Below are 19,496 nucleotides of genomic sequence, written 5' to 3' on the forward strand. Positions count from 1 at the left end.
CGCTGTTGGTTGCAGTAAAAAGAAAGGACTGGTGCTCTGTAAGTACCAGTCCCTTATTGTAAGTACAGAGACTTCTTATTGACCGATCCACTTTTTGCGAAGTTCGGCTTCAATGCCTTTAGCTTTTACTGCTGCGATACCTTTGTTGAGGAGGTCGAGGAGTTCTTTATTGCCTTTTTTAACTACGAAACCGTAGTACTCAGGCTTATCGGATTTAACGATGAATGCGAGTTTGAATTTACCAGCGTATTTAGGATTACGCAGCACGTAGTCCGCTGCGATTGCATCATCACAGATTACGCCGTCAATACGGCCGGTGTAGAGTGCTTCAATAGCAAAGCCGATTTCATCATATTCTTTAGTGTTAACACCTTCAGCACGTTTTGCCACAAACACACCGGTAGTACCAAGCTGGCCACCAAGCGTCTTGCCTTTGAGGTCGGTAAGTGAAGCGCCGGATGCGTCGATAGGAAGAATTACGGCCTGAGTTACTTCAAAGTAAGGGTCAGAGAAGTCAAATTTTTTCTGGCGTTCAGGAGTGATAGATACGGATGAAGAAATCATGTCATATTTTCTACCAACTAAGCCCGCAAAGATACCATCCCATGCAACACTTTTGTGTTCAACGGTGAGGCCGAGTTCTTTAGCTATAGCATCGCAGTAATCAACAGAATAGCCCACAATATTTTTGTTTTGATCAACAAATTCCATTGGCGGCCAAGTCGCGTCATGTGCAATCACGATTGTTTTTTGTGCGAAGGCGAAGGAAGCGGTCATTGCAACAACTACCAGCGCAAGAACTATTTTTTTCAGCATTGGGTTCTCCTGCTTTACAAAATTTTTGTTTGATAAACGTCCCGCTTATAATCTGGCGTTGTGAGCCTTAAATGTCAACAGATAATCGCTTGTATTATGTGAAAAAATACAAAAAAGTAATTTTATGTAGTACTTTTGAGTACTACGTCATGATGAAGGTTACAATAAACGGTACAAGCACTGTTAAAACCATGCCGCTAAAGACTGCTATGATGCCATAGCGTTCGCTTGTAAACTTTACAATTATCGGAAGGGTTGTATCCATTGCAGTTGCTCCTCCGGATGCAACAGGTGCAAGTTTACCAAAAAAACGGACAAGAAAAGGGGTGCATAAAAGTGTTATTATTTCGCGTATAATATTTGCAAGTAATGCAACAGAACCTAAAAGCGGGTCGCCTAGATTCGTTATAATAACAGTCGAAAGAGAATAGTAGCCAAAGCCAGCACCTACGGCGAGTACATCATGCATCGACATATCGGCAATAATACACCATGCGGCAATAGAACCGGCTGCAGTTCCTAGAAAAATAGCAAAAGGAACCAGAAGAACTTTCAGGTGCATCTCACGAAGAATAGTCCAGCAGTGAGAATCGAACCCGATAGACATCCCAACCAGAAATAGTAAGGCATAAAGCACGTAGGTTGAAAGAGCATCGTTAAGCAGCCATGTCGGCACAGAGTCCATGTGCCCCACAAAGCAACCTGCAATGAAGAAGGTCAGGATAATGAGGCTACCTTTCATCGAATTGTCCTTTCAGAATGAATTTATCTAGCAGAAAGACAGCGCTTGCACTTCCCAGCACGCAGCAGGCACTGATGCATGCAGCTTGTACGCCGATGGTGCCAAGCTGTGTAATTATGGTTTCATTTGAACCCGTTGTTACGCCAAGCATAAACAGGAGCGCGTAGATGGACCACATTGTGAGGCGGTTCACGTTGTCGACAATACATTTGTTGTGGCGAAAGAGGAAACCAAGCGGAATTCCTATCAGAATGCATAGGATGGTGATAAGCATAACGCCTCCCAGAAAAGTAGTTAGAGAAGTCTTTGAAGGAATTGCGGGTATACTTCTACAGAATTATTGTCAAATAACAAAGCACGATACTTTGTAGAGAATTGAGCCAGCTTGGTGTGATGAATATCACATCTTTTACGTGACCTTCGTCACATATTTATACTGTTAATGCGTTAGGATGAAATCATACTCTGAATTAAAGGAGCTTTTATATGCATAAAAATAGTATTCCAGAAAGTCGTAGTTTTAATCCTGACCGGATGCACGTGCAGCTGGTTCACGAATCGGAAAACGTTAAGGTCATGAACTTTAATTTGAAAGCTGGACAGGAAATGCCAGTGCATTCACATAATCTGGACGGCGAGCTTGTGATGGTTGTGCTCAGCGGTGAAGGACAGCTTCTTGGTGAGCATGGTGTGCTTGATTCTATAACAGCTGGTGACGTTCTGATTTGCGAAATAAAAGTGCCGCATGGTGTTCGGGCTTCAAAAGATATGAGTCTGGTTGTAACCATTGCACCTCCAATTTAAACAAAAATAAGAGTAAAATACTGTCTGCATAAGGTGCCTTTCGAGTATGCTCAATAGTGGAAAGGAGGCTCCTATGCAAAAGACTAGTATTTTAGAGAGTGGAATATTTAATCCCGATAGAGTGCATGAACGACTGATTCATGAATCTGCTGGTGCAAAGATTAAGAGCCTGCATTTACTCGCAGGACAGGAACTCCCGGTTAAGGCATATGGAACAGAAGGCGAAGCCATGTTAGTCGTACTAAGTGGCGAAGGGCTCTTGCTGGGTAAGCACGGTGTGCTTGACGCTCTGGTTCAAGGTGACGTGGTGATCGCTGATTTGCGTATACCTCATGGGTTGCGGGCAGAAAAGGATATGTGTGTTCTTGCAAGCTTTACACCTTTGCCTGAAAAAAAGGCTAAGAAATAAAACATTGGTTATGACTCGCAAATGATCGAAAATCGGCCCTGGTGATGATGCAGCGTTTGGTGAGGTTGCGCTTTATTGGAGTGAAATGTTGAACCGCATAACGAGTTCATTACGTAAAAATCGATAAAAAAAATGCTCTGCTTTAACTTCAAAGCAGAGCATTTTTTTATTTAGCAAATTGTACTTAGTTTTCAATCTGTGCTGTACGCAACTGAGAATACGCGTTGCGCAAGGCTATGTATGGTTCAATTGCGGTGCCTACAATATCTTCGTACACTGTGATTCGTTTGTCCAATGTATTGAACTGAGCCCCAGCAAAGAGAGCGTAGTTTAAGTAAACAGGATCTAACGAAGGAGGCAGGAAAGCTCCCCCGACAAGGCCTGCGGTATCACGAAAGTTGGACGCACCAAAGAATGGTAGAACAAGGTATGGCCCAGCAGGTATGCCCCAAGTTCCGAAGGTTTGGCCAAGATCTTCTTTTTCACCAGTGTGTGGAATAACAGGTTTTAGGTCTTTGGCAATGTCAATCATACCGCCAAAGCCGAATGCTGTGTTTACCACAAATCGAGAGAACTCAATGCCGGCAAGTGCAAATTTAGCCTGCAGAATTGCGTTAATAAATCTGCGAGGCATGCCAAACCAGTTTATAACGACGTTATCAAGTGTCTCGCGCGCAAATGTAGGAACTACAATACGGTATGCAGCGTGTGCGGGCTTACCAACGTCGATGTATAACCAATCGTTGATACTAAACCACATTCTGTTCCAGCCCTCGAGAGGGTCGGTTACGGCTACAGCCGAATTTTCTTCATCATACTCTGAGTCATCAAAATAGTCTGATGAGTCATCAAAAAATTCTGGTTCATCACTGAAAGGGTCATCATTGTCCGCAACAAGTGTGGATGATGAATAGAGCAGAGACGTAACAGGGGGGGAAAGAAATGTGTCGTTAGACATTGCTAACGGAATTTCTCCATCCGCATACGCTGGCTGTGTGTTAACAATGAGAAGAGCAAGAATAAGCCAAAAACAGTTTCGCATTATTACCTCAATTATTTGGTATCAACTGTTGCTTGCTGCTGACGTACTCGCTGGGCTTTTTCCTGAAGTTTTGCAATAAGCTCTTCAGGTGTACCTTTGCGTAAGAGTTCCTTGAACTGGATTCGGTAGTTTTTAACAAGGCTTACACCTTCAACTAATACGTCATAGACCATCCATTTGCCGTTTTCGTCTAGCATACGGTAATTTACTGGTACGTCTTCGTTTTTATAGTTAACGGAGGTACGAACTTCGACTTTTGTACCGCCTTTATTTGAACGACTACCCAAAATCGCAAGGTTTTGTCCGTCGTATTCTCTAACATGCTTAAAATACGTTACTTTGAGCAATTCAATGAAAGCATCTTTAAATTTTGCTTTTTGTGTCGGAGTGAACGAATGCCACTTTCTACCGACTGTACGCATAGAAAATTCTTCCATGCTAAAAATGTTAAGTATCATTTTCTCAAGGTCAGCTATAACGGCACTGTCTTCATTGACATTCTGAAGGCTTGCATTCTTGAGTGTATATGAGATTTCATTAACGGCATGACGTAATGCTTCTTCTGCGTCATGTTCCGCATCTGCAAATGCTGTACTTATAAGACACAAGATCAATATAAAAATGCAAGTTACAGATGATAAAAGTCTTTTGTAGGTTTTAGTCATAAAACCTCCCCCTGTATGTAATATAAGTAGCGTCGGTTTTGCTGAAAAGTATTTTAAATCTTAAATAGATAGTTCGTAAGTATATCAGGTGTGGAGTAAAAGTACATACGAAAAATTTATTAGATTAAACTCCACCGAAAACGTATTTACTAATGAGTTCTTCAATGTCGACAGCTGATTCTGTATCAGTGATTTCACTGCCGTCTTCTAACAAGTCCGGAGATCCGCCAGGCGTAAGCTTTATGTACTTATCCCCAATAAGTCCACTTGTCTTGATAGAAGCTATGATATCGTCACTGAGCTTAACGTTGTTTTGAATCGCAAGGGCTACAGTTGCAAGGTAGTCTTCTTGATCAAGTGATACGCCTGCTACTTTCCCGACAGGTACTCCGGCAATTTCTACCCCTGCGCCTGCGCGAAGTCCTGCTGCAGATTCAAATTTTGCGTATACCGTATATGTATTTGAAGAACCAAGCTGCATTTTTCCCAGCTTAATAGTCAAATATCCGACGCATAACAGGCATATTAAAACGAAAATGCCCACAGCGGTTTCTTTTGAGTATGATTTCATGGAGACTGCTCTTATACTTTATTTTTATAATATTCTACTACTTTTCTAGCCAGTTAGCTAATTCAGCTTTAATGTCTGCTCCAAGGTCGATTGAAGGCTGCTTAATGCTGTTTGGTTGTCTTCTAAGAAGCTGTCTTAGGTAAGGATCCTTACTGCTCTGTAATCCTTCAAGATTTCCGCAGTAAGCAGCCTGACCCTGATTGATGACGAGAACATTGTCGGCAATTTTGTGCAGACTTTCTAAATCATGACTTACCACTATAATAGACATAGAAGGAAAATGTTCCTTCATGCTGAGTAACAGCTGATCCATTTCTGCTGCGTTGATGGGATCAAGACCGGATGTCGGTTCGTCGCATAGTAAAATTTGGGGATCCATTACAATTGCTCGTGCAAGTCCCGCACGTTTTCTCATCCCGCCGGAAAGTTCGTTCGGGTAGTAGTCTATGTAGTCCGCAAGGCCGACTAAACCAAGTTTATGCAGCACAATTTTACGAATCGTTGCCTGCGGAAGTTTCGTATGTTCGGAAAGCGGCAGCCCGACATTCTGGCCAAGTGTGAGGGAACCAAGCAGGGCACCATCTTGAAAAAGTACTCCCATGCGGCGGCGAATTTTTCTGAACTGTTTTGTATCCAGTGCAAAAAAGTCGTATCCACCAATCTGGATACTGCCTTGCATCGGGCGGTTGAGGCCAAGGATGTGCCGGAGAAGAGTTGATTTCCCACAACCGGATCCACCAAGAATGATAGATATTTTCCCGGCAGGAAGCTCGCCGTTAATACCTTTGAGGACTTTGGTATCATTATACCCTCCCCAGAGGTCTTGTATTTCAATGTCCCATGTAGTCGTTGACATAGCAATATCCGCCCTGCGTTATAAGAGGAAGGAAGTGATTACGTAGTCACTTACCAGAATTAGTACACAGGAAAGTACAACAGCGGCGGTTGTTGAGTTAGAAACACTTTCAGGGCCGACACTGTCTGTTCGTTTGTGCGTATTATACCCTTGGTAGCAGCTGATTGTGGCAACAATGATTCCGAAGACAAATGCTTTTAAAAAGCCTTCGGTGATATCCGACATGACAACACTGGTGTCGATTCTGTAGAAGTATACACCGGAATTAATGCCGAGCATTGTAACACCAGTCAGATAGCCACCTAAAATGCCAATAACGTCGAAGAGTGCCGTAAGCAGCGGGAAGCATATAATGCTGGCTGCAATTCGTGGTGAAACAAGATAGGCCATCGGGTTGATGTCCATAACATCAAGTGCATCGATCTGGTCAGATATACGCATGACCCCGATTTCTGCTGCCATTGATGAGCCGGCACGACCGGTAACCATTATTGCAGTAAGAACTGGCCCTAGTTCGCGGATGAGTGTGAGAGATACCGCTGCTCCGAGCAATCCTTCAGAACCAAATTTGACCAGTGTATAGTATCCTTGAAGCCCTAGTACCATACCGGTAAATATTCCGATAAGCGAAATAACGAAAAGGGATTTAGACCCGATAAAATACACCTGACGAATAATTTTAGTCAGTTGCTTCGGGGAGGAGACGATGAGGCTGGCACCTTCTAAGAAAAAAAGAAAAATTTCCCCCAGACTATTGACGAAATCGATAGTTGAGCGGCCAAGCGCGGCTATCGGGTTAGTCTGGAAGCCTGTTTGCTGTTGCATGAATGCAGGCTCCTTATGGTCACAAATTGAATCGGGGGATGATAGAGAAGTTACTATCATCCCGTCAAGTGAAGCCTTGTGATTCTGCAGTAATAACTTGTTAACGCTGCTTTTTCTTTTTCAATAACGGATTGCTGTATCCTGCGACAGCAAGACGGCTTTTGAAGCCTGAGAGATCTGCAGGAGAACCGACAAAGTGTACATTTACGCGATACCATTGAGTGGAGTTGATAACTGCAGTGGCTAACGATGTTGTAAATCCTTTAGCCGCGATGGTCTTGCGAAGTGTGGATGCAGCCTCTTTATTAGTAGATGCGGCAACCTGATAAATGTATTCAAATTGAACAGCATTTTTTTCAAGTGCTGCTTGTTGGTTTTGTACAGATGGTTTGGATTCCGTAGTCTTTTTAGGTATTGGTACAACCTTTTGGGGAGCTACGTGAGCCGTTTTTTGATGCGTCGCAACAACGTGTGCTGTTTTAGGCTTGCGTGCAGTGGCCGGACTATTTGATGCTTCCTTGGCTTTTAACTGCTCAAAAAAGTTTAACTGCTCAGGTTTGATAACGCTCTCTTTTTGCTGTTCTGTAATGGGCTTGGCCTGTGCAGTGCTAAGAGGGCGCGTTGCGGATGAGTTGCTGGAACTTGCTGAAGTCTCCGAACCAATATTCTGTTCAATAGGCATAAGAGGAGCTTCTGCCACTTGCTGCTGCGAGGGCATAAGGTGCTTCAGTTCCGGCACTGCTTCTTCCGGCTGGTAGCCTCGGCCTACAAGCAGGCCAAAGATAAAGACCCAGACAAATCCGACAAGAATAATGACGTTCAGGCCAATAAGCTCAGGAAGACGCAGGGAAAAAGTGAAAAGCTTTTTCCCTGTGTCTTTATCTTTTGATGTAATCGGTGCAAAGCCCATTCAGGCAAACATCCTATAGTTAAATTACATAGATTCAGGTGCTTCAACACCCACAAGGCTAAGCCCGTTACGGATTACCTTGGAAACACTCTGGAGCAGGCAAAGGCGTGCTGCAATGATGTTTTCATCCTTAGCATTAAGGATTGGGTTGTTAGCGTAGAAGCTGTGCAATGCACTTGCGAGTTCCTGCACGTAGAAACTAATCTGGTGCGGAGCAAGCTGACGTGCTGCTGAATCAACAACATCTTCAAATTGATCGAGAAGCTTGATCAAGTCAAGTTCGCTGTCTTCTTTTATTGCAGAAAGGATTTCAGCGGTTGCTTTTTCAGGTACTGTAATGCCGCGTTCCGTGGCTTTTCGCAGAACAGAACAGATACGTGCATTTGCGTACTGTACATAGTACACAGGATTGTCCATAGATTTTTGTTTCACCAGCTCAAGGTCGAAGTCGAGGTGACTGTCGCTTTTGCGGGAAAGGAACATGAAGCGTGCAGCATCACAACCAACATCTTTAACAACTTCTTCCAGTGTGTCGAACTGACCTGCACGGGTGGACATAGCAATCTGTTCACCATTACGGAGCAAGTTGACAAGCTGAATGAGAATTACGTCAAAGCTTTCTTTTGGTTTGCCTAATGCTTCAACAGCTGCGCGCATACGCGGAACATACCCGTGGTGGTCTGCTCCCCAGATGTCTACGTTCAATTCAAAACCACGGTCATATTTATTGTCGTGGTATGCGATATCTGAAGCAAAGTAGGTGAGGGAGCCGTCGGACTTACGCAGAACGCGGTCTTTATCGTCACCGAATTCAGTGGTGCGGAACCAGAGAGCGCCGTCCTGTTCAAAAGCGAGACCGGCTTCTTTAAGGCGGTTGAATGTCTTTTCGACAGCACCGGCGCTAACGAGAGAACGCTCTGAGAACCAGTTCTGATGTTCAACACGGAATTCACCAAGGTCTTTCTTGATGCCGTCGAGAATCTGGTTGAGAGCATATTCGCGGCAGATTTCAAGAGCATCGTCTTTTTTCAGCAGATCCGGATGCAGTTCCAGAACTTCTTTTGCGATGTCTTTAATGTATTCGCCACGATAAAAATCTTCAGGATCAGGAAGGTCTTCACCTTCAAGCTGTCGGGCACGGAAGAGAACAGACTGGCCAAGGATAAGCATCTGACGGCCTGCGTCATTGATGTAGTATTCGGTGTACACGTCGTATCCGGCAAAACGCAGAAGGCGTGCAAGGCTGTCGCCGACAGCTGCACCGCGGCCATGGCCAATGTGCAGCGGACCGGTAGGGTTTGCAGAAACGTATTCAACCTGAACTTTTTTACCTTTACCTTGATCGACAGAGCCGAAGGCTTCTCCGCGTTCTTCGATAATAGCAATGGTGTTTCTCCAGAAATCAACGGAGAAAGTGATGTTCAAGAAGCCCGGGCCTGCAATCTCAACGTTGTCAATCATTGGATCTTCAATGAGTTTTTCAGCGATGAGAGAAGCAAGTTCGCGCGGGTTACGTTTTGCAGGTTTGGCCAGAACCATGGCAATGTTTGCCGCCATGTCACCGAACTTTTTCTCTTTTGGAGGTTCAATGGTTGTTCTGGCAGGCCATTCAAGATCAAGGTCAGCCACAATTGCTTGCAGAGCTGTGTATAAATGATTCTTCGCGCGCATGTCTTTCCATTCACGTATAAAGTTGAGTATATCAAATAAGCTAAAGCAAAGTGTGTCGCATGCTTTAGCGGGTCTAACGTATTGTCTCAGGAGATTCTCCAGAGGACGGGGTGTTTGGTGCCCCGATACTCCGCAAGGGGAGAAGCTCCATTTACCATAGTACGGTTGCGTCTGATATCGTTAATTATTCTTACAAGATGTGTGAAAATAATAAGCGACAAAAAAGGAACTAATCTTTCTAGCAAACTTTTCGATGGCTGAAAAGACGTGCTTGAGGGGTAACTCCGGCAGCGTATAGAATTTATTACGCTGCCGGTTACAGAATTATTTTGTTGTCTTAAACGTTTCAACAGCTTCAAGGCTGCCCAGATTCAGACTTTCCCATTCGGAAGAGTCTGCAACTGGTTTTAAAATCTGTCCGAGCATTTTGGAAAGAACACCTTTTGGACCAACTTCAACAAACTGACGAATGCCAGCGTTGAACTGGTTGGTAATGGTATCAATCCAAAATACTGAAGATGTCATCTGCTTTGGCATAATCTCTTCGAGATCAGTGGACTTAGTTGCAGGCTTGCCTGTAACGTTGCAGTATATTGGGTACTTAGGGTTGTTCCAGGAAAGCTTTGCAAAGTAGCTGGAAAGTTCTTTAGCAGCATCAGCCATGAGCGGGCTATGAAACGCACCGGAAACTTTCAAAGGAATCGCACGGCCTTTTTGTTCTTTGATCTTAACCCCGGCTTCCGCAATAGCTGTTTTGGTGCCGGAAAGAACAAACTGACCCGGTGTGTTGTAGTTAGCAATGCGAATCATTTCCCCTGTAGATTCTGCAACTTCTGCAACAACAGCCTCAACAGCTTCAAGCTTCATTTTCATTGCAGCAGCCATTGCGCCGCTGCCGCTTGGGTCAGCTTCTGCCATAAGGCGGCCACGTAAGGAGACAGCTTCAAGAACAGCTTCAACGGAAAGAGCCTCGGAAGCAGCAAGTGCGCTGAATTCACCTAAAGAATGACCAGCCATGCAAGTAGGACGTAATGAGCCGGAAGCTTCAATCCACAGGCCGATGTTTACGAGAGTAAGCGCAGGCTGCAAGTTACGGGTATCTGCCATGGCGGCTTCGTCGCCATCCCAGTATATTCCGCGGAGATCAATGCCGCTGATTTTTTCAGCTTTTTTCCATAAAGACATGACGTCTGCATTTGTTTCTGCAACATCACGTCCCATGTTCGGCTCCTGCGAGCCCTGTCCCGGAAAGAGAACAGCTATATCGGTGTTCATTGTCATAACTATGCTCACATTTTTGTTTGATTCATTTTTTATAAGTCGCTTGGTACAGCCTAATAGGCTATCTCAGTTTCTCTTGCAAGAGAAGACAAGGTACAGTACCACGTAGCCCGTAGTGAACACCACTAAGGCGGCACAGAACTTTTGTATATGTTATGTCGTTAGCAAGTAAGGATAGATACCGTGAAGAAAAATGATTCTCCAACTGTTGCTGATGTAGCCCGACTGCTTAAGCGAGAAGGTTTTACACCATCTGAGTCAGAACTCGAGGCCCTAACAGGGTACCTCAATCTTGTCATGAAGTGGAACAAGGTCATGAATCTTGTGGGACCATACTCATGGCAGGATGCTCTTACTATCCTTATTATCGACAGCTTACATCTTAACAAGTTTTTGCGTTCCTTGTCACTTCCATCAACACCAGTTACATGGGATTTTGGTGCAGGGGCCGGACTTCCCGGCATTCCGCTTCGGGCCTTGTGGCATGAGGGGGAATATTACCTTGTTGATGTGCGTGAAAAACGCACCATGTTTATGGAACAAACTGTGAAGCGGCTGGGAATCTCTAATACAACTGTATACAAGGGGCGTGTGGAAGACTTCATGGAAGAACATGAACCGGCAGACCTCATGCTCAGCCGAGCCTTTATGCCATGGAAAAAACTTCTCGATCTCGTAGGCCCAAAGATAAAGGATCAGGGGCGGATTGTTGTCCTCGCTCTTGAATCAGTGCCAAGCGACCTTACGGAAGGCTGGAACGTTGAAAAAGAAATTTCATATAAAGTTGGCAAGGATACCAGATTCTTTTGGTCGCTGGTCAAAGCGTAACCGTTGAGCTTGTGAGATGTTCTTATATCTCAGTGCGTAAAAGTTAAAAAAGGCTGTACCTTGTGAAAAGGACAGCCTTTTTATTTTGCAAAATGTAGTCGAGCATACGCCGTGAGGTTACGAAAGTAACGGGCTAAACTCGTAGGTAAAAGGTTTTGAAGAGTTCATAGAAGCCTTTTTTCAAAAAGGGTCTCTGGCCTGATTGGGCAAGCACTGCATGGGCGCCGAAATCTTTCGCAGACGTATTTTTTGTGAACTTACTTAGTGCCGGTTAAGGCGCCGAGCTGAGAATTTTTAAAGATAAGCTTGGTTGCGGTTTCGTCCGCTACTTCGGCTACATCCATAAGCGTTTCGAGGAACTCAAGCATTTCGAGACGGCGTTCTTCAGGAGAGCATTCAAAGTCTTCCTGCATGTGGCCGGATGTCATGTATTCTTCGAGTTCCTGAAGGTATTTTAAATGTAGGGCAGCCATGGTCTTCTCCTTGCTTTTATTTAGGCTGGGCACCTGTAGGGGCAGGTGAAACAGCGCGATAAGAATTAGTGTATTCTACTTATTTAATTTCAACGTGATGATAGGGGCTACCGCGAAGGATAGCATCTGCACGATAGAGTTGTTCGTAGAGAACGACACGTGCCATCTCGTGAGTAAAGGTCATGGGCGACAGACTGATTTTGTATTGGCATTTTTTCAGTACTTCTTGTGACAGTCCGAACGCACCGCCGATAATGAGTGTCGGGGTGCGGTTGTTGTCCATGCTGATTCGGTCAAGCATCTGGGAAAATTTTACAGAGGTGTATGTTTTTCCGTGCTCATCCATACAGATAGGTATATCTGTGGGGGCGAGGGCAGCGAGAATCCGTTTGCCTTCTTCGTTGTTACGTTCGAGCGGCTTCATTTTTGCGTTGCCGTCTTTAACGGTGATCTCTTGAAATTTATAACTGCGCTTCAAGCGGGTAATGTAGTGATCTGCTGCATCTGCCCAGAAGCGTTCTTTAATTTTGCCCACGGCAACAATTTTAAGCTGAATCATGTAGGTACTCCATCATTGGAGATATATTCGGGTTGATAATCCGTATTGGCTGCCTGTGTATCGTGTAATGGGCAGTTTCTCAATGAAAAGGATAGAGGTAGTTTTATGACTATATCAACATTTAGCATTTCCGAAGCAGTAGCAGCCCTTAAACAGGGTGAAGTTATTTGTTATCCCACCGAAACATTTTACGCTGTGGGTTGTAACGCGCTCGACCCGCTTGCAGTAGAATCTGTATACAAGGTTAAGAAGCGTTCAGACTCCATGCCGTTACCGGTACTTATCGGCAGCATGGAGCAATTACCGCTGGTAACAGAAGTAACGTCTGAAATCGTGCAGGCGCTGGCAAACCGCTTCTGGCCCGGTTCATTATCTATTCTTGTGACTGCATCTGACCGCATTTCCCCTGTACTTACCGGCGAAACAGGCAGGGTCGCAGTTCGTGTTACGCCGCATCCTGTAGCGCAGCAATTGTGTCTTGAGGCAGGAGTGCCGCTTGTTTCTACCAGTGCCAATCTGAGTGGGCGTCCGGCCGTGATTGCCGCATCAGAAATTGATCCTGAGCTCTTAGAGAATGTAGCTGGCGTGGTGAATCTTGAACCGGCTCCGGCTGGCGGGTTACCATCAACTCTTATCGAGATCGTAGGGCCCCGTGCAGTAAGCATTGTCCGCAATGGCGCTGTTTCCGGTATTGAGTTGCGCACATCAGGCCTTGCGGTTGTACCGCGTGTGGCTGGTGCGTAATTTTCTAGAGATATACTTAAGAATGGCAAAAAGCAAAGAACACTCTCTGGTCGTATACCATGCTGAGAGTAAAAAGTTTTTTGCACTATTATCGGCCTCTCTTGAGACTGGTTCAAATCTTTTGACAAAATGCAGGGTGTGATTTTTTTTGTGTATATTGGGAATGCTACGGTTACCAAAGTCTAGGAAGATTCTAAGATGATCTAAGATAAAGTGGCATCTTTTGTGCAAAACATTTCATATCCTTCTTTTTTTTAAAAGCGCCTCTCTAGTGGTCAGAGAGGTGCTTTTTTGTTGTACTTCCTAAACTTGTCACACAAGAATATACATATGATCATGTTATGTAAGAAAGGAGAGAGACTTATGAGTATAACGCACGATATACCGTGTCCTAATTGTTCTGCGCCTGTCACCATGTACCGTAATCCAGCACCGACAGTTGATATTGTTATTTATGATCCCATAAGAGGCGTTGTACTGATAGAGCGCGCCAACGAACCTCATGGATGGGCTTTGCCCGGCGGCTTTATTGATTATGGTGAAACCTGTGAGGCCGCTGCAATTCGTGAGGCAAAAGAAGAGACAAATCTGGATGTGGTTCTAACAGAACTCATTGGTGTGTATTCCGACCCAACGAGGGACCCAAGACACCACACTATGAGTGTTGCGTATAGTGCTGTGGCAAATGATGTTTCGATGTTAACCGCAGGGGATGATGCACAAAATGCACGGTTCTTTCCTCTGGAAGCCTTGCCGCACATAGTCTTTGACCACAATCTGATTGTGGCAGATTTTGCAAACCGTCTTAAAAGATTGAACAAGTAATAAGCCCGAAACGATAAATAATGTCCTGAAAAAAGTAGGTGCGCTATCTTCGTTACAGGTCGACATTTACACGGATGTCGGCCTTTCAATACGAAAACTAACGAGGAGTTTAGTGTGGGGGCAGACGTAGTATTTATTGCATCTGAAATGTTTCCTTTTTCTAAAACAGGTGGTCTTGGTGATGTGTTGGGTGCGTTACCTTTGGCTTTACATAATAAAGGAATTAACACAGCGGTTATAACTCCATTTTACGGCAGAATAGGTACCGCTGAGTACGATATTCGTCTTGCATGGTCAGATCTTCAGGTTGGGTATCCATGGGAGCCTATTACTGCTGATGTGTATCAAGCCGATTATAAAGGGATGCATGTCTATTTTATTCACCGTAGTGAATATTTCGACAGGCGTTTTTATTATTGTGATCATCGGGGAGATTTTTTTGATAATGCAGAGCGCTTTATCTTTTTTAACAGGGCTGCGCAAAGCTTGATGGAACGGTTTGAAAACGCACCGCAAATTATTCATGCGCACGATTGGCAGGCGGCGCTTTCGCCTGCCTATCTTCATTACTCACGTATGAGTGACCCGTTCTGGGAAGATACTCGCTCCGTCTTTACTATTCATAATTTAGCCTTTCAGGGGCGCTTTGCTTCCCGTTTGTTCGAGAATTGCGGGCTTCCTCCATCTGCATGGTCGATGCATGGAGTTGAGTTTTATGGTGATTTTAATTTTATGAAAGCGGGAATTTCGTATGCGGATAAAATCACAACTGTTTCTCCAAATTATTCTAAAGAGATATTAACGCGTCAGTTTGGTTGTGATCTGCACAATGTTTTGATGGGACGAAAAGACCGTTTGCATGGGATTTTGAACGGTGCTGATTATGGAGTTTGGAATCCGGAAGAGAATAAATATCTGCCTAAGACCTATACCAGCAATAATGTCAGGGGAAAACGTGCGTGTAAAAGTTGTTTGATAGAAGAACTTGGCCTCGATTCTGCGCTCAAGAAGCGTCCGATGTTTGGCTTTATCGGGCGGCTTCGTGAGCAGAAAGGGGTAAACATGCTGATAGATGTTATTCCTCAACTTATGGAAAAAAACGTAGGACTGGTTGTGCTTGGTGAAGGTGATCTGGAACGGGAAGCCACTCTTCTTAACTTCATGGAAACGTATCCCAAACATATGTGCACGATTGTGGATTACACGGAAGAGCTGGCACATAAAATACAAGCAGCTTCGGATATTTTCCTTATGCCTTCCACCTATGAACCGTGCGGGTTAACACAGTTGTATGCCTTGCGGTTTGGGACTGTGCCTGTTGCAAGTGCTGTTGGCGGATTGCATGATACTATTGTTTCGTGGCCGCATCCACATGCGACAGGATTCACCTTTGAGAATATAAACAGCGGAGCATTTATAGATTCGATTACAGATGCCATAGATGTATGGGAAAATAATCCTCGTGAGTTTCGTAGAATTATTGGACGAGCCATGGCAGAGGAATTCTCTTGGGACAGCTCTGCAGATGAGTATGCAGCTTTGTACAAAGAACTTGGTTTACGCATGTAACTGTAGAGAACCGTGGAGCATATAATGAGGGGTACTTTGAAAAGCGTTCCAGCATTTTTTGAGCCGTTCGATTTGCATTTATTCGGAGAAGGGACACATTGGCATTTATACCGGTTTCTTGGCGCGCACCCTGCCGAGATGGATGGTAAGAAAGGCTATCGTTTTGCGGTGTGGGCACCCAATGCACGCGAAGTACACGTGGCCGGTGACTTTAATAGATGGCATTTTAGAGAACTTCCCTTGTATCCCGTGGGAGTCTCGGGTGTCTGGGCTGCGTTCATTGCTGGCGTTGAGAAAGGAGAGCTATACAAATACAGTATTGTAGGTAGTGATGGGCGGGATGTATATAAAGCAGACCCTCTGGCTTTTTATTGTGAACTGCGCCCCGGTATTGCCTCCCGTACTTGGGATTTAGATAACCATACATGGACAGATGATGTATGGATGGAAGCCCGTCGTCAGCAGGGGCCTCCACTTGATAAGCCCATTTCCATTTATGAAGTACATCTTGGCTCCTGGTGTCGTGATCATGATCCGGAAAGCAACGGATTCCTTCGATATGGGAAACTTGCGGAACTGCTTATTGAGTACGTAAAAGACATGGGGTTTACCCATGTTGAATTACTCCCTGTAGCGGAGCATCCTCTTGATGAATCGTGGGGATATCAAACCAGTAATTATTTTGCTCCCACATCACGTCATGGCACGCCTGAAGAGTTTAAGGGTTTTGTTGATGCCTTACATAACGCAGGTATCGGCGTTTTTCTTGATTGGGTGCCAGCGCACTTCCCTAAAGATGACTGGTGTCTAGGGCGGTTTGACGGCAGTGCCCTTTACGAACATTTAGACCCACAGTTAGGCGAGCACCCCGACTGGGGAACGTACATATTTAATTACGGACGACATGAGGTTCGTAATTTTCTGTTCGCAAATGCTCTTTATTGGTTGCATGAATTTCATATAGACGGGCTTCGTATAGATGCCGTCGCTTCTATGCTGTATCTTGATTACTCCCGAAAGGAAGGGCAGTGGCGCCCGAATAAATACGGTGGGCGTGAAAATCTGGATGCCGTAGATTTTTTACGTGAACTTAATCGCGTTGCGCACGAGCAGTTTCCCGGTGTGGTCATGATCGCAGAAGAGTCTACTTCGTGGCCGGGCGTCTCTCGTCCCCTCTATACAGGCGGGCTCGGCTTTACCTTCAAATGGAATATGGGTTGGATGAGCGATAGTCTCAGCTACTTTTCAACAGATCCAATTTATCGAAGTTACAATCATAACAGTCTCACCTTCAGCATGCTCTATGCCTTTAGTGAGAACTTTGTACTCCCGCTTTCCCACGATGAAGTCGTACACGGAAAAGGAACGATACTTAGTAAAATGAGCGGTGATGTATGGCAAAAGCAAGCAAATCTTCGGCTTCTGTACTCGTATATGTGGGCTCATCCCGGTAAAAAAATGATTTTTATGGGCAGTGAGTTCGGGCAGTGGAACGAATGGAATCCTCGTGAAGAGCTTGATTGGTGTCTTTTACAGTTTCCGGCACATGATGGCATTCGTGCCCTCGTACGTGATCTGAATCATATGCTCACAACTGAAGAAGCCATGCATAAAGATGATTTTAGTTGGACCGGTTTCAAATGGGTCGATTTTTCTGATTATGGTGCATCCATCATCAGTTTTGTTCGTATGGGTGGTGATGGTGCGCCTTTGTTCTGGATATTTAATTTTACACCTGTAGTGCGGAACCATTATCGTGTTGCCAGTCCCAAAAGTGGCGTTTGGAAAGAAGTGCTTAATAGCGACAGTATGTATTATGGTGGATCCAACGTAGGAAATATTGCACCGATCGAAACATGCCCTGACGATTTTGGTGGCGAAGGCTATATAGAACTGACGCTTCCGCCGCTCGGTGCATTGTGTCTGAAGTATCAAGGGGGGAGATAGCTGGAGATGCCTGTAGCTTTTTTCACCTCAGAAGTTCTTGCACCTATTTTTTTGTACGAGTACAGGTGATAAGTTCGTAAGGCGATAAATTTCCCTATTCGGGGTCAAAGGGGGGGTAACCTCCTTTGCGGGTTGTAGCGCGGCGCTCTGCCCGACGGAGGCATTACCGATAAAAAAACAGGTGAGAAAGCAATGGAACCGAAAATTATTGTTCACGGTGGTGCATGGACAATTCCGGACGATCGAAAGCAGGCTCACCGTGACGGATGCCGCAATGCTGTTGAAGCGGCCTATCCACTGTTGTTGAAAGGAGTGAGCGCCCTTGACGCTGTTCAGACTGCGATTAATGTTCTGGAACAGGACGATACGTTTGATGCAGGCCGCGGGGCGGTCTTGAATGCTGACGGACAGATAGAGCTTGATGCATCCATTATGGATGGCAAGGATTTAAATTTTGGCGCAGTTGCCGGTGTACGTCGTTTTATGACGCCGGTAGATATCGCTCGCAAAGTTCTGGAAACAGAATTTTGTTTTTTAATCGGTGAAGGTGCTGAGCGTTTTGCCCGAGAACAGGGACTTGCAGAATGCGATCCGCGTGATCTGTTTGTTGAACGGGAACTGCAGCTGTACGAAAAACTTCGCAGTCAGGACGGGTATTCAACGCATGATGCCTTTGCTCCGAGGCCGAAAGGAACCGTGGGCGCAGTTGCGATCGATAAAGACGGCAACATTGCAGCATCAACGTCTACAGGCGGTACGCCCTATAAGCTACCGGGGCGTGTCGGAGATTCTCCAATCTGCGGAGCTGGAGTCTATGCAGATAACGAACTTGGCGGGGCCTCATGTACAGGTTTTGGAGAGGGGATTATTCGCACGCTTATGTGTTCTAAAGCATGTGAATATCTAAGTCAGCGTGATGCCTCTGCTGCGGCGGTTGAAGTGATCAATATGTTGTATCGACGTGTGCAGGGCCATGCGGGAATTATCCTGTTGGATAAAGAGGGCAACTACGGAGTGTATCACAATACAGATCATATGGCGCATGCGTATGTGTTACCAGACGGTACAATTCATACCACAGTGCATATGAATTCGTAGGAATATGCGTGCTTGCACTATGTAACAAATTGCCGACGAAGCGTGTAGTTATGATTTTTAAATAATAAGAATATTTTTAGCATACCAGTAACCGCCGGCTTACTAAGGCTAATATACTACTTCGCGTACTTTTTTATAAAAAAAAAACGGATGTTCTAGTGATAGAACATCCGTTTTTTTTTGAAAATCTGCTTGGGAGCTTAGACGCCCAAAGCTTCGCGGATTGCTTCGATACCGTGTTCTTCTACATAGCGTGCTACGCGCTGTTTCTTTTTAGCCGTTTCGTTGTAATGGGCAAGGAAACGATCAAGCAGGTCGAGAGCATCCTCTGTGGTAAGTTTGTCAGCAAGAGTATCGGCGATGCGTGGACGGGAACCGGAATTACCACCGATTACCATGGTCCAGCCGCTTTTGCTGCCAATGAAACCAATGTCGCGGATATGGCTTTCGGAACAGCTGATAGGGCAACCGGAAACGCCAACTTTGATTTTAGCAGCAGTTTTGAGTGTACCGATTTTTTCGTTAAGAGCTTTACCAAGTCCTAAGGCATCGCTCTGTCCCATTTTACACCAGTCAGTACCGGGGCAAGCTTGAATATAGTGACCACCAACGCGGAATGGTACTTCTTCAGCAGCATTAGCCATGTCTTCTTCGTTAAGACCTATGAGAGCAATGCGCTGACCGGAAGTAATTTTAAGAAGAGGTACATCGTACTTGTCTGCTACGTCTGCGAGTTGGCGAAGTTCGTCTGCTGTTACAACACCGGATGGTGGAGTGAGACGGATCTGGTATGTTTCTTTATCGCGCTGAATAAGTGCGCTTGCAGGTAATGTTGCCATGTTTGACTCCAATCTATGATGG

General features: G+C 45.1%; 22 protein-coding genes. 8 read left to right on the forward strand and 14 right to left on the reverse strand.

The window, feature by feature from the left end; all coding sequences use genetic code 11:
• Positions 1–75 precede the first annotated feature (75 nt).
• The 3 genes from F461_RS0110820 to F461_RS0110830 all read right to left on the reverse strand — a co-directional run bounded on the left by F461_RS0110820 (position 76) and on the right by F461_RS0110830 (position 1,832).
• On the reverse strand, positions 76–816 hold the full coding sequence (locus F461_RS0110820; RefSeq protein WP_020001178.1) for a basic amino acid ABC transporter substrate-binding protein: 741 nt from the start codon (positions 814–816) through the stop codon (positions 76–78).
• Positions 817–958: 142 nt separating this feature from the next.
• Entirely contained in the window at positions 959–1,558 is a 600-nt protein-coding gene (locus tag F461_RS0110825; RefSeq protein ID WP_020001179.1) for a LysO family transporter, read from the reverse strand.
• Entirely contained in the window at positions 1,548–1,832 is a 285-nt protein-coding gene (locus F461_RS0110830) for a LysO family transporter (RefSeq protein WP_020001180.1), read from the reverse strand. The genes F461_RS0110825 and F461_RS0110830 overlap by 11 nt, the downstream gene beginning before the upstream one ends.
• Positions 1,833–2,044: 212 nt before the next feature.
• Here F461_RS0110830 and F461_RS0110835 point away from each other — a divergent pair, with 212 nt between their 5' ends.
• Positions 2,045–2,362, forward strand: coding sequence for a cupin domain-containing protein (locus tag F461_RS0110835; protein ID WP_020001181.1), 318 nt, complete (start codon positions 2,045–2,047; stop codon positions 2,360–2,362).
• Between the two features lie 73 nt (positions 2,363–2,435).
• Positions 2,436–2,771, forward strand: coding sequence for a cupin domain-containing protein (locus tag F461_RS0110840; RefSeq protein WP_020001182.1), 336 nt, complete (start codon positions 2,436–2,438; stop codon positions 2,769–2,771).
• Between the two features lie 184 nt (positions 2,772–2,955).
• Here the strand turns inward: F461_RS0110840 and F461_RS17720 are convergent, their stop codons facing one another.
• The 8 genes from F461_RS17720 to F461_RS0110880 all read right to left on the reverse strand — a co-directional run bounded on the left by F461_RS17720 (position 2,956) and on the right by F461_RS0110880 (position 10,592).
• Positions 2,956–3,813 carry an MlaA family lipoprotein gene (locus F461_RS17720; RefSeq protein ID WP_020001183.1) on the reverse strand — a complete coding sequence of 286 codons (858 nt, stop codon included), beginning with the start codon at positions 3,811–3,813 and terminating at the stop codon, positions 2,956–2,958.
• Between the two features lie 11 nt (positions 3,814–3,824).
• Positions 3,825–4,478 carry an MlaC/ttg2D family ABC transporter substrate-binding protein gene (locus F461_RS0110850; protein ID WP_020001184.1) on the reverse strand — a complete coding sequence of 218 codons (654 nt, stop codon included), beginning with the start codon at positions 4,476–4,478 and terminating at the stop codon, positions 3,825–3,827.
• A 124-nt stretch (positions 4,479–4,602) separates the two neighbouring features.
• Positions 4,603–5,049: an outer membrane lipid asymmetry maintenance protein MlaD gene (gene mlaD, locus F461_RS0110855; protein WP_020001185.1), complete on the reverse strand. Its 447-nt coding sequence runs from the start codon at positions 5,047–5,049 to the stop codon at positions 4,603–4,605.
• Between the two features lie 37 nt (positions 5,050–5,086).
• A complete protein-coding gene (locus F461_RS0110860) occupies positions 5,087–5,905 on the reverse strand; it encodes an ABC transporter ATP-binding protein (RefSeq protein ID WP_020001186.1) in 819 nt (272 codons plus the stop codon).
• Between the two features lie 18 nt (positions 5,906–5,923).
• Entirely contained in the window at positions 5,924–6,730 is an 807-nt protein-coding gene (locus F461_RS0110865) for an MlaE family ABC transporter permease (protein ID WP_020001187.1), read from the reverse strand.
• 100 nt (positions 6,731–6,830) lie between these two features.
• The gene (locus F461_RS0110870; RefSeq protein WP_020001188.1) at positions 6,831–7,640 is read right to left on the reverse strand and encodes an SPOR domain-containing protein; all 810 of its coding nucleotides are present in this window, start codon (positions 7,638–7,640) and stop codon (positions 6,831–6,833) included.
• 24 nt (positions 7,641–7,664) lie between these two features.
• A complete protein-coding gene (gene argS / locus F461_RS0110875; RefSeq protein WP_020001189.1) occupies positions 7,665–9,311 on the reverse strand; it encodes an arginine--tRNA ligase in 1,647 nt (548 codons plus the stop codon).
• A 324-nt stretch (positions 9,312–9,635) separates the two neighbouring features.
• Positions 9,636–10,592 (reverse strand): ACP S-malonyltransferase, encoded by a 957-nt coding sequence (locus F461_RS0110880; protein ID WP_020001190.1) that lies wholly within the window; start codon positions 10,590–10,592, stop codon positions 9,636–9,638.
• A 183-nt stretch (positions 10,593–10,775) separates the two neighbouring features.
• Here F461_RS0110880 and F461_RS0110885 point away from each other — a divergent pair, with 183 nt between their 5' ends.
• Complete coding sequence (locus F461_RS0110885; protein ID WP_020001191.1) at positions 10,776–11,420, forward strand: 16S rRNA (guanine(527)-N(7))-methyltransferase RsmG; 645 nt, start codon at positions 10,776–10,778, stop codon at positions 11,418–11,420.
• A gap of 257 nt (positions 11,421–11,677) precedes the next feature.
• Here F461_RS0110885 and F461_RS0110890 read toward each other — a convergent pair whose 3' ends face one another.
• Entirely contained in the window at positions 11,678–11,893 is a 216-nt protein-coding gene (locus tag F461_RS0110890; RefSeq protein ID WP_020001192.1) for a hypothetical protein, read from the reverse strand.
• 79 nt (positions 11,894–11,972) lie between these two features.
• A complete protein-coding gene (locus F461_RS0110895; RefSeq protein WP_020001193.1) occupies positions 11,973–12,452 on the reverse strand; it encodes a 23S rRNA (pseudouridine(1915)-N(3))-methyltransferase RlmH in 480 nt (159 codons plus the stop codon).
• A 105-nt stretch (positions 12,453–12,557) separates the two neighbouring features.
• On the opposite strand from F461_RS0110895, the gene F461_RS0110900 reads away from it, so the two are divergent.
• From F461_RS0110900 to F461_RS0110920, 5 genes are all read left to right on the forward strand, one after another.
• Entirely contained in the window at positions 12,558–13,196 is a 639-nt protein-coding gene (locus F461_RS0110900) for an L-threonylcarbamoyladenylate synthase (protein WP_020001194.1), read from the forward strand.
• Between the two features lie 363 nt (positions 13,197–13,559).
• Positions 13,560–14,021 carry an NUDIX domain-containing protein gene (locus F461_RS0110905; RefSeq protein ID WP_020001195.1) on the forward strand — a complete coding sequence of 154 codons (462 nt, stop codon included), beginning with the start codon at positions 13,560–13,562 and terminating at the stop codon, positions 14,019–14,021.
• A gap of 114 nt (positions 14,022–14,135) precedes the next feature.
• On the forward strand, positions 14,136–15,590 hold the full coding sequence (gene glgA, locus F461_RS0110910) for a glycogen synthase GlgA (protein ID WP_020001196.1): 1,455 nt from the start codon (positions 14,136–14,138) through the stop codon (positions 15,588–15,590).
• A 24-nt stretch (positions 15,591–15,614) separates the two neighbouring features.
• A complete protein-coding gene (gene glgB / locus F461_RS0110915; RefSeq protein WP_020001197.1) occupies positions 15,615–17,537 on the forward strand; it encodes a 1,4-alpha-glucan branching protein GlgB in 1,923 nt (640 codons plus the stop codon).
• A gap of 192 nt (positions 17,538–17,729) precedes the next feature.
• Positions 17,730–18,635, forward strand: coding sequence for an isoaspartyl peptidase/L-asparaginase family protein (locus tag F461_RS0110920; RefSeq protein ID WP_020001198.1), 906 nt, complete (start codon positions 17,730–17,732; stop codon positions 18,633–18,635).
• A 200-nt stretch (positions 18,636–18,835) separates the two neighbouring features.
• Here F461_RS0110920 and F461_RS0110925 read toward each other — a convergent pair whose 3' ends face one another.
• Entirely contained in the window at positions 18,836–19,474 is a 639-nt protein-coding gene (locus F461_RS0110925) for a nitrite/sulfite reductase domain-containing protein (protein WP_020001199.1), read from the reverse strand.
• Positions 19,475–19,496 lie beyond the last annotated feature (22 nt).

Origin of the sequence: Halodesulfovibrio aestuarii DSM 17919 = ATCC 29578, from assembly GCF_000384815.1 — a bacterium.
Lineage (GTDB): Bacteria > Desulfobacterota > Desulfovibrionia > Desulfovibrionales > Desulfovibrionaceae > Halodesulfovibrio > Halodesulfovibrio aestuarii.

What these genes read in the sequence shown, in the direction of transcription:
- F461_RS0110835 (WP_020001181.1), top strand. Translation starts at nt 2,045, where the DNA reads ATGCATAAAAATAGTATTCCAGAAAGTCGTAGTTTTAATCCTGACCGG.
- F461_RS0110840 (WP_020001182.1), top strand. Translation starts at nt 2,436, where the DNA reads ATGCAAAAGACTAGTATTTTAGAGAGTGGAATATTTAATCCCGATAGA.
- F461_RS0110830 (WP_020001180.1), bottom strand. Translation starts at nt 1,832, where the DNA reads ATGCTTATCACCATCCTATGCATTCTGATAGGAATTCCGCTTGGTTTC.
- F461_RS17720 (WP_020001183.1), bottom strand. Translation starts at nt 3,813, where the DNA reads ATGCGAAACTGTTTTTGGCTTATTCTTGCTCTTCTCATTGTTAACACA.
- F461_RS0110870 (WP_020001188.1), bottom strand. Translation starts at nt 7,640, where the DNA reads ATGGGCTTTGCACCGATTACATCAAAAGATAAAGACACAGGGAAAAAG.
- F461_RS0110895 (WP_020001193.1), bottom strand. Translation starts at nt 12,452, where the DNA reads ATGATTCAGCTTAAAATTGTTGCCGTGGGCAAAATTAAAGAACGCTTC.
- F461_RS0110905 (WP_020001195.1), top strand. Translation starts at nt 13,560, where the DNA reads ATGAGTATAACGCACGATATACCGTGTCCTAATTGTTCTGCGCCTGTC.
- F461_RS0110865 (WP_020001187.1), bottom strand. Translation starts at nt 6,730, where the DNA reads ATGCAACAGCAAACAGGCTTCCAGACTAACCCGATAGCCGCGCTTGGC.
- F461_RS0110820 (WP_020001178.1), bottom strand. Translation starts at nt 816, where the DNA reads ATGCTGAAAAAAATAGTTCTTGCGCTGGTAGTTGTTGCAATGACCGCT.
- mlaD (WP_020001185.1), bottom strand. Translation starts at nt 5,049, where the DNA reads ATGAAATCATACTCAAAAGAAACCGCTGTGGGCATTTTCGTTTTAATA.
- F461_RS0110920 (WP_020001198.1), top strand. Translation starts at nt 17,730, where the DNA reads ATGGAACCGAAAATTATTGTTCACGGTGGTGCATGGACAATTCCGGAC.
- F461_RS0110880 (WP_020001190.1), bottom strand. Translation starts at nt 10,592, where the DNA reads ATGACAATGAACACCGATATAGCTGTTCTCTTTCCGGGACAGGGCTCG.
- glgB (WP_020001197.1), top strand. Translation starts at nt 15,615, where the DNA reads ATGAGGGGTACTTTGAAAAGCGTTCCAGCATTTTTTGAGCCGTTCGAT.
- F461_RS0110925 (WP_020001199.1), bottom strand. Translation starts at nt 19,474, where the DNA reads ATGGCAACATTACCTGCAAGCGCACTTATTCAGCGCGATAAAGAAACA.
- F461_RS0110850 (WP_020001184.1), bottom strand. Translation starts at nt 4,478, where the DNA reads ATGACTAAAACCTACAAAAGACTTTTATCATCTGTAACTTGCATTTTT.
- F461_RS0110890 (WP_020001192.1), bottom strand. Translation starts at nt 11,893, where the DNA reads ATGGCTGCCCTACATTTAAAATACCTTCAGGAACTCGAAGAATACATG.
- argS (WP_020001189.1), bottom strand. Translation starts at nt 9,311, where the DNA reads ATGCGCGCGAAGAATCATTTATACACAGCTCTGCAAGCAATTGTGGCT.
- F461_RS0110825 (WP_020001179.1), bottom strand. Translation starts at nt 1,558, where the DNA reads ATGAAAGGTAGCCTCATTATCCTGACCTTCTTCATTGCAGGTTGCTTT.
- F461_RS0110860 (WP_020001186.1), bottom strand. Translation starts at nt 5,905, where the DNA reads ATGTCAACGACTACATGGGACATTGAAATACAAGACCTCTGGGGAGGG.
- F461_RS0110900 (WP_020001194.1), top strand. Translation starts at nt 12,558, where the DNA reads ATGACTATATCAACATTTAGCATTTCCGAAGCAGTAGCAGCCCTTAAA.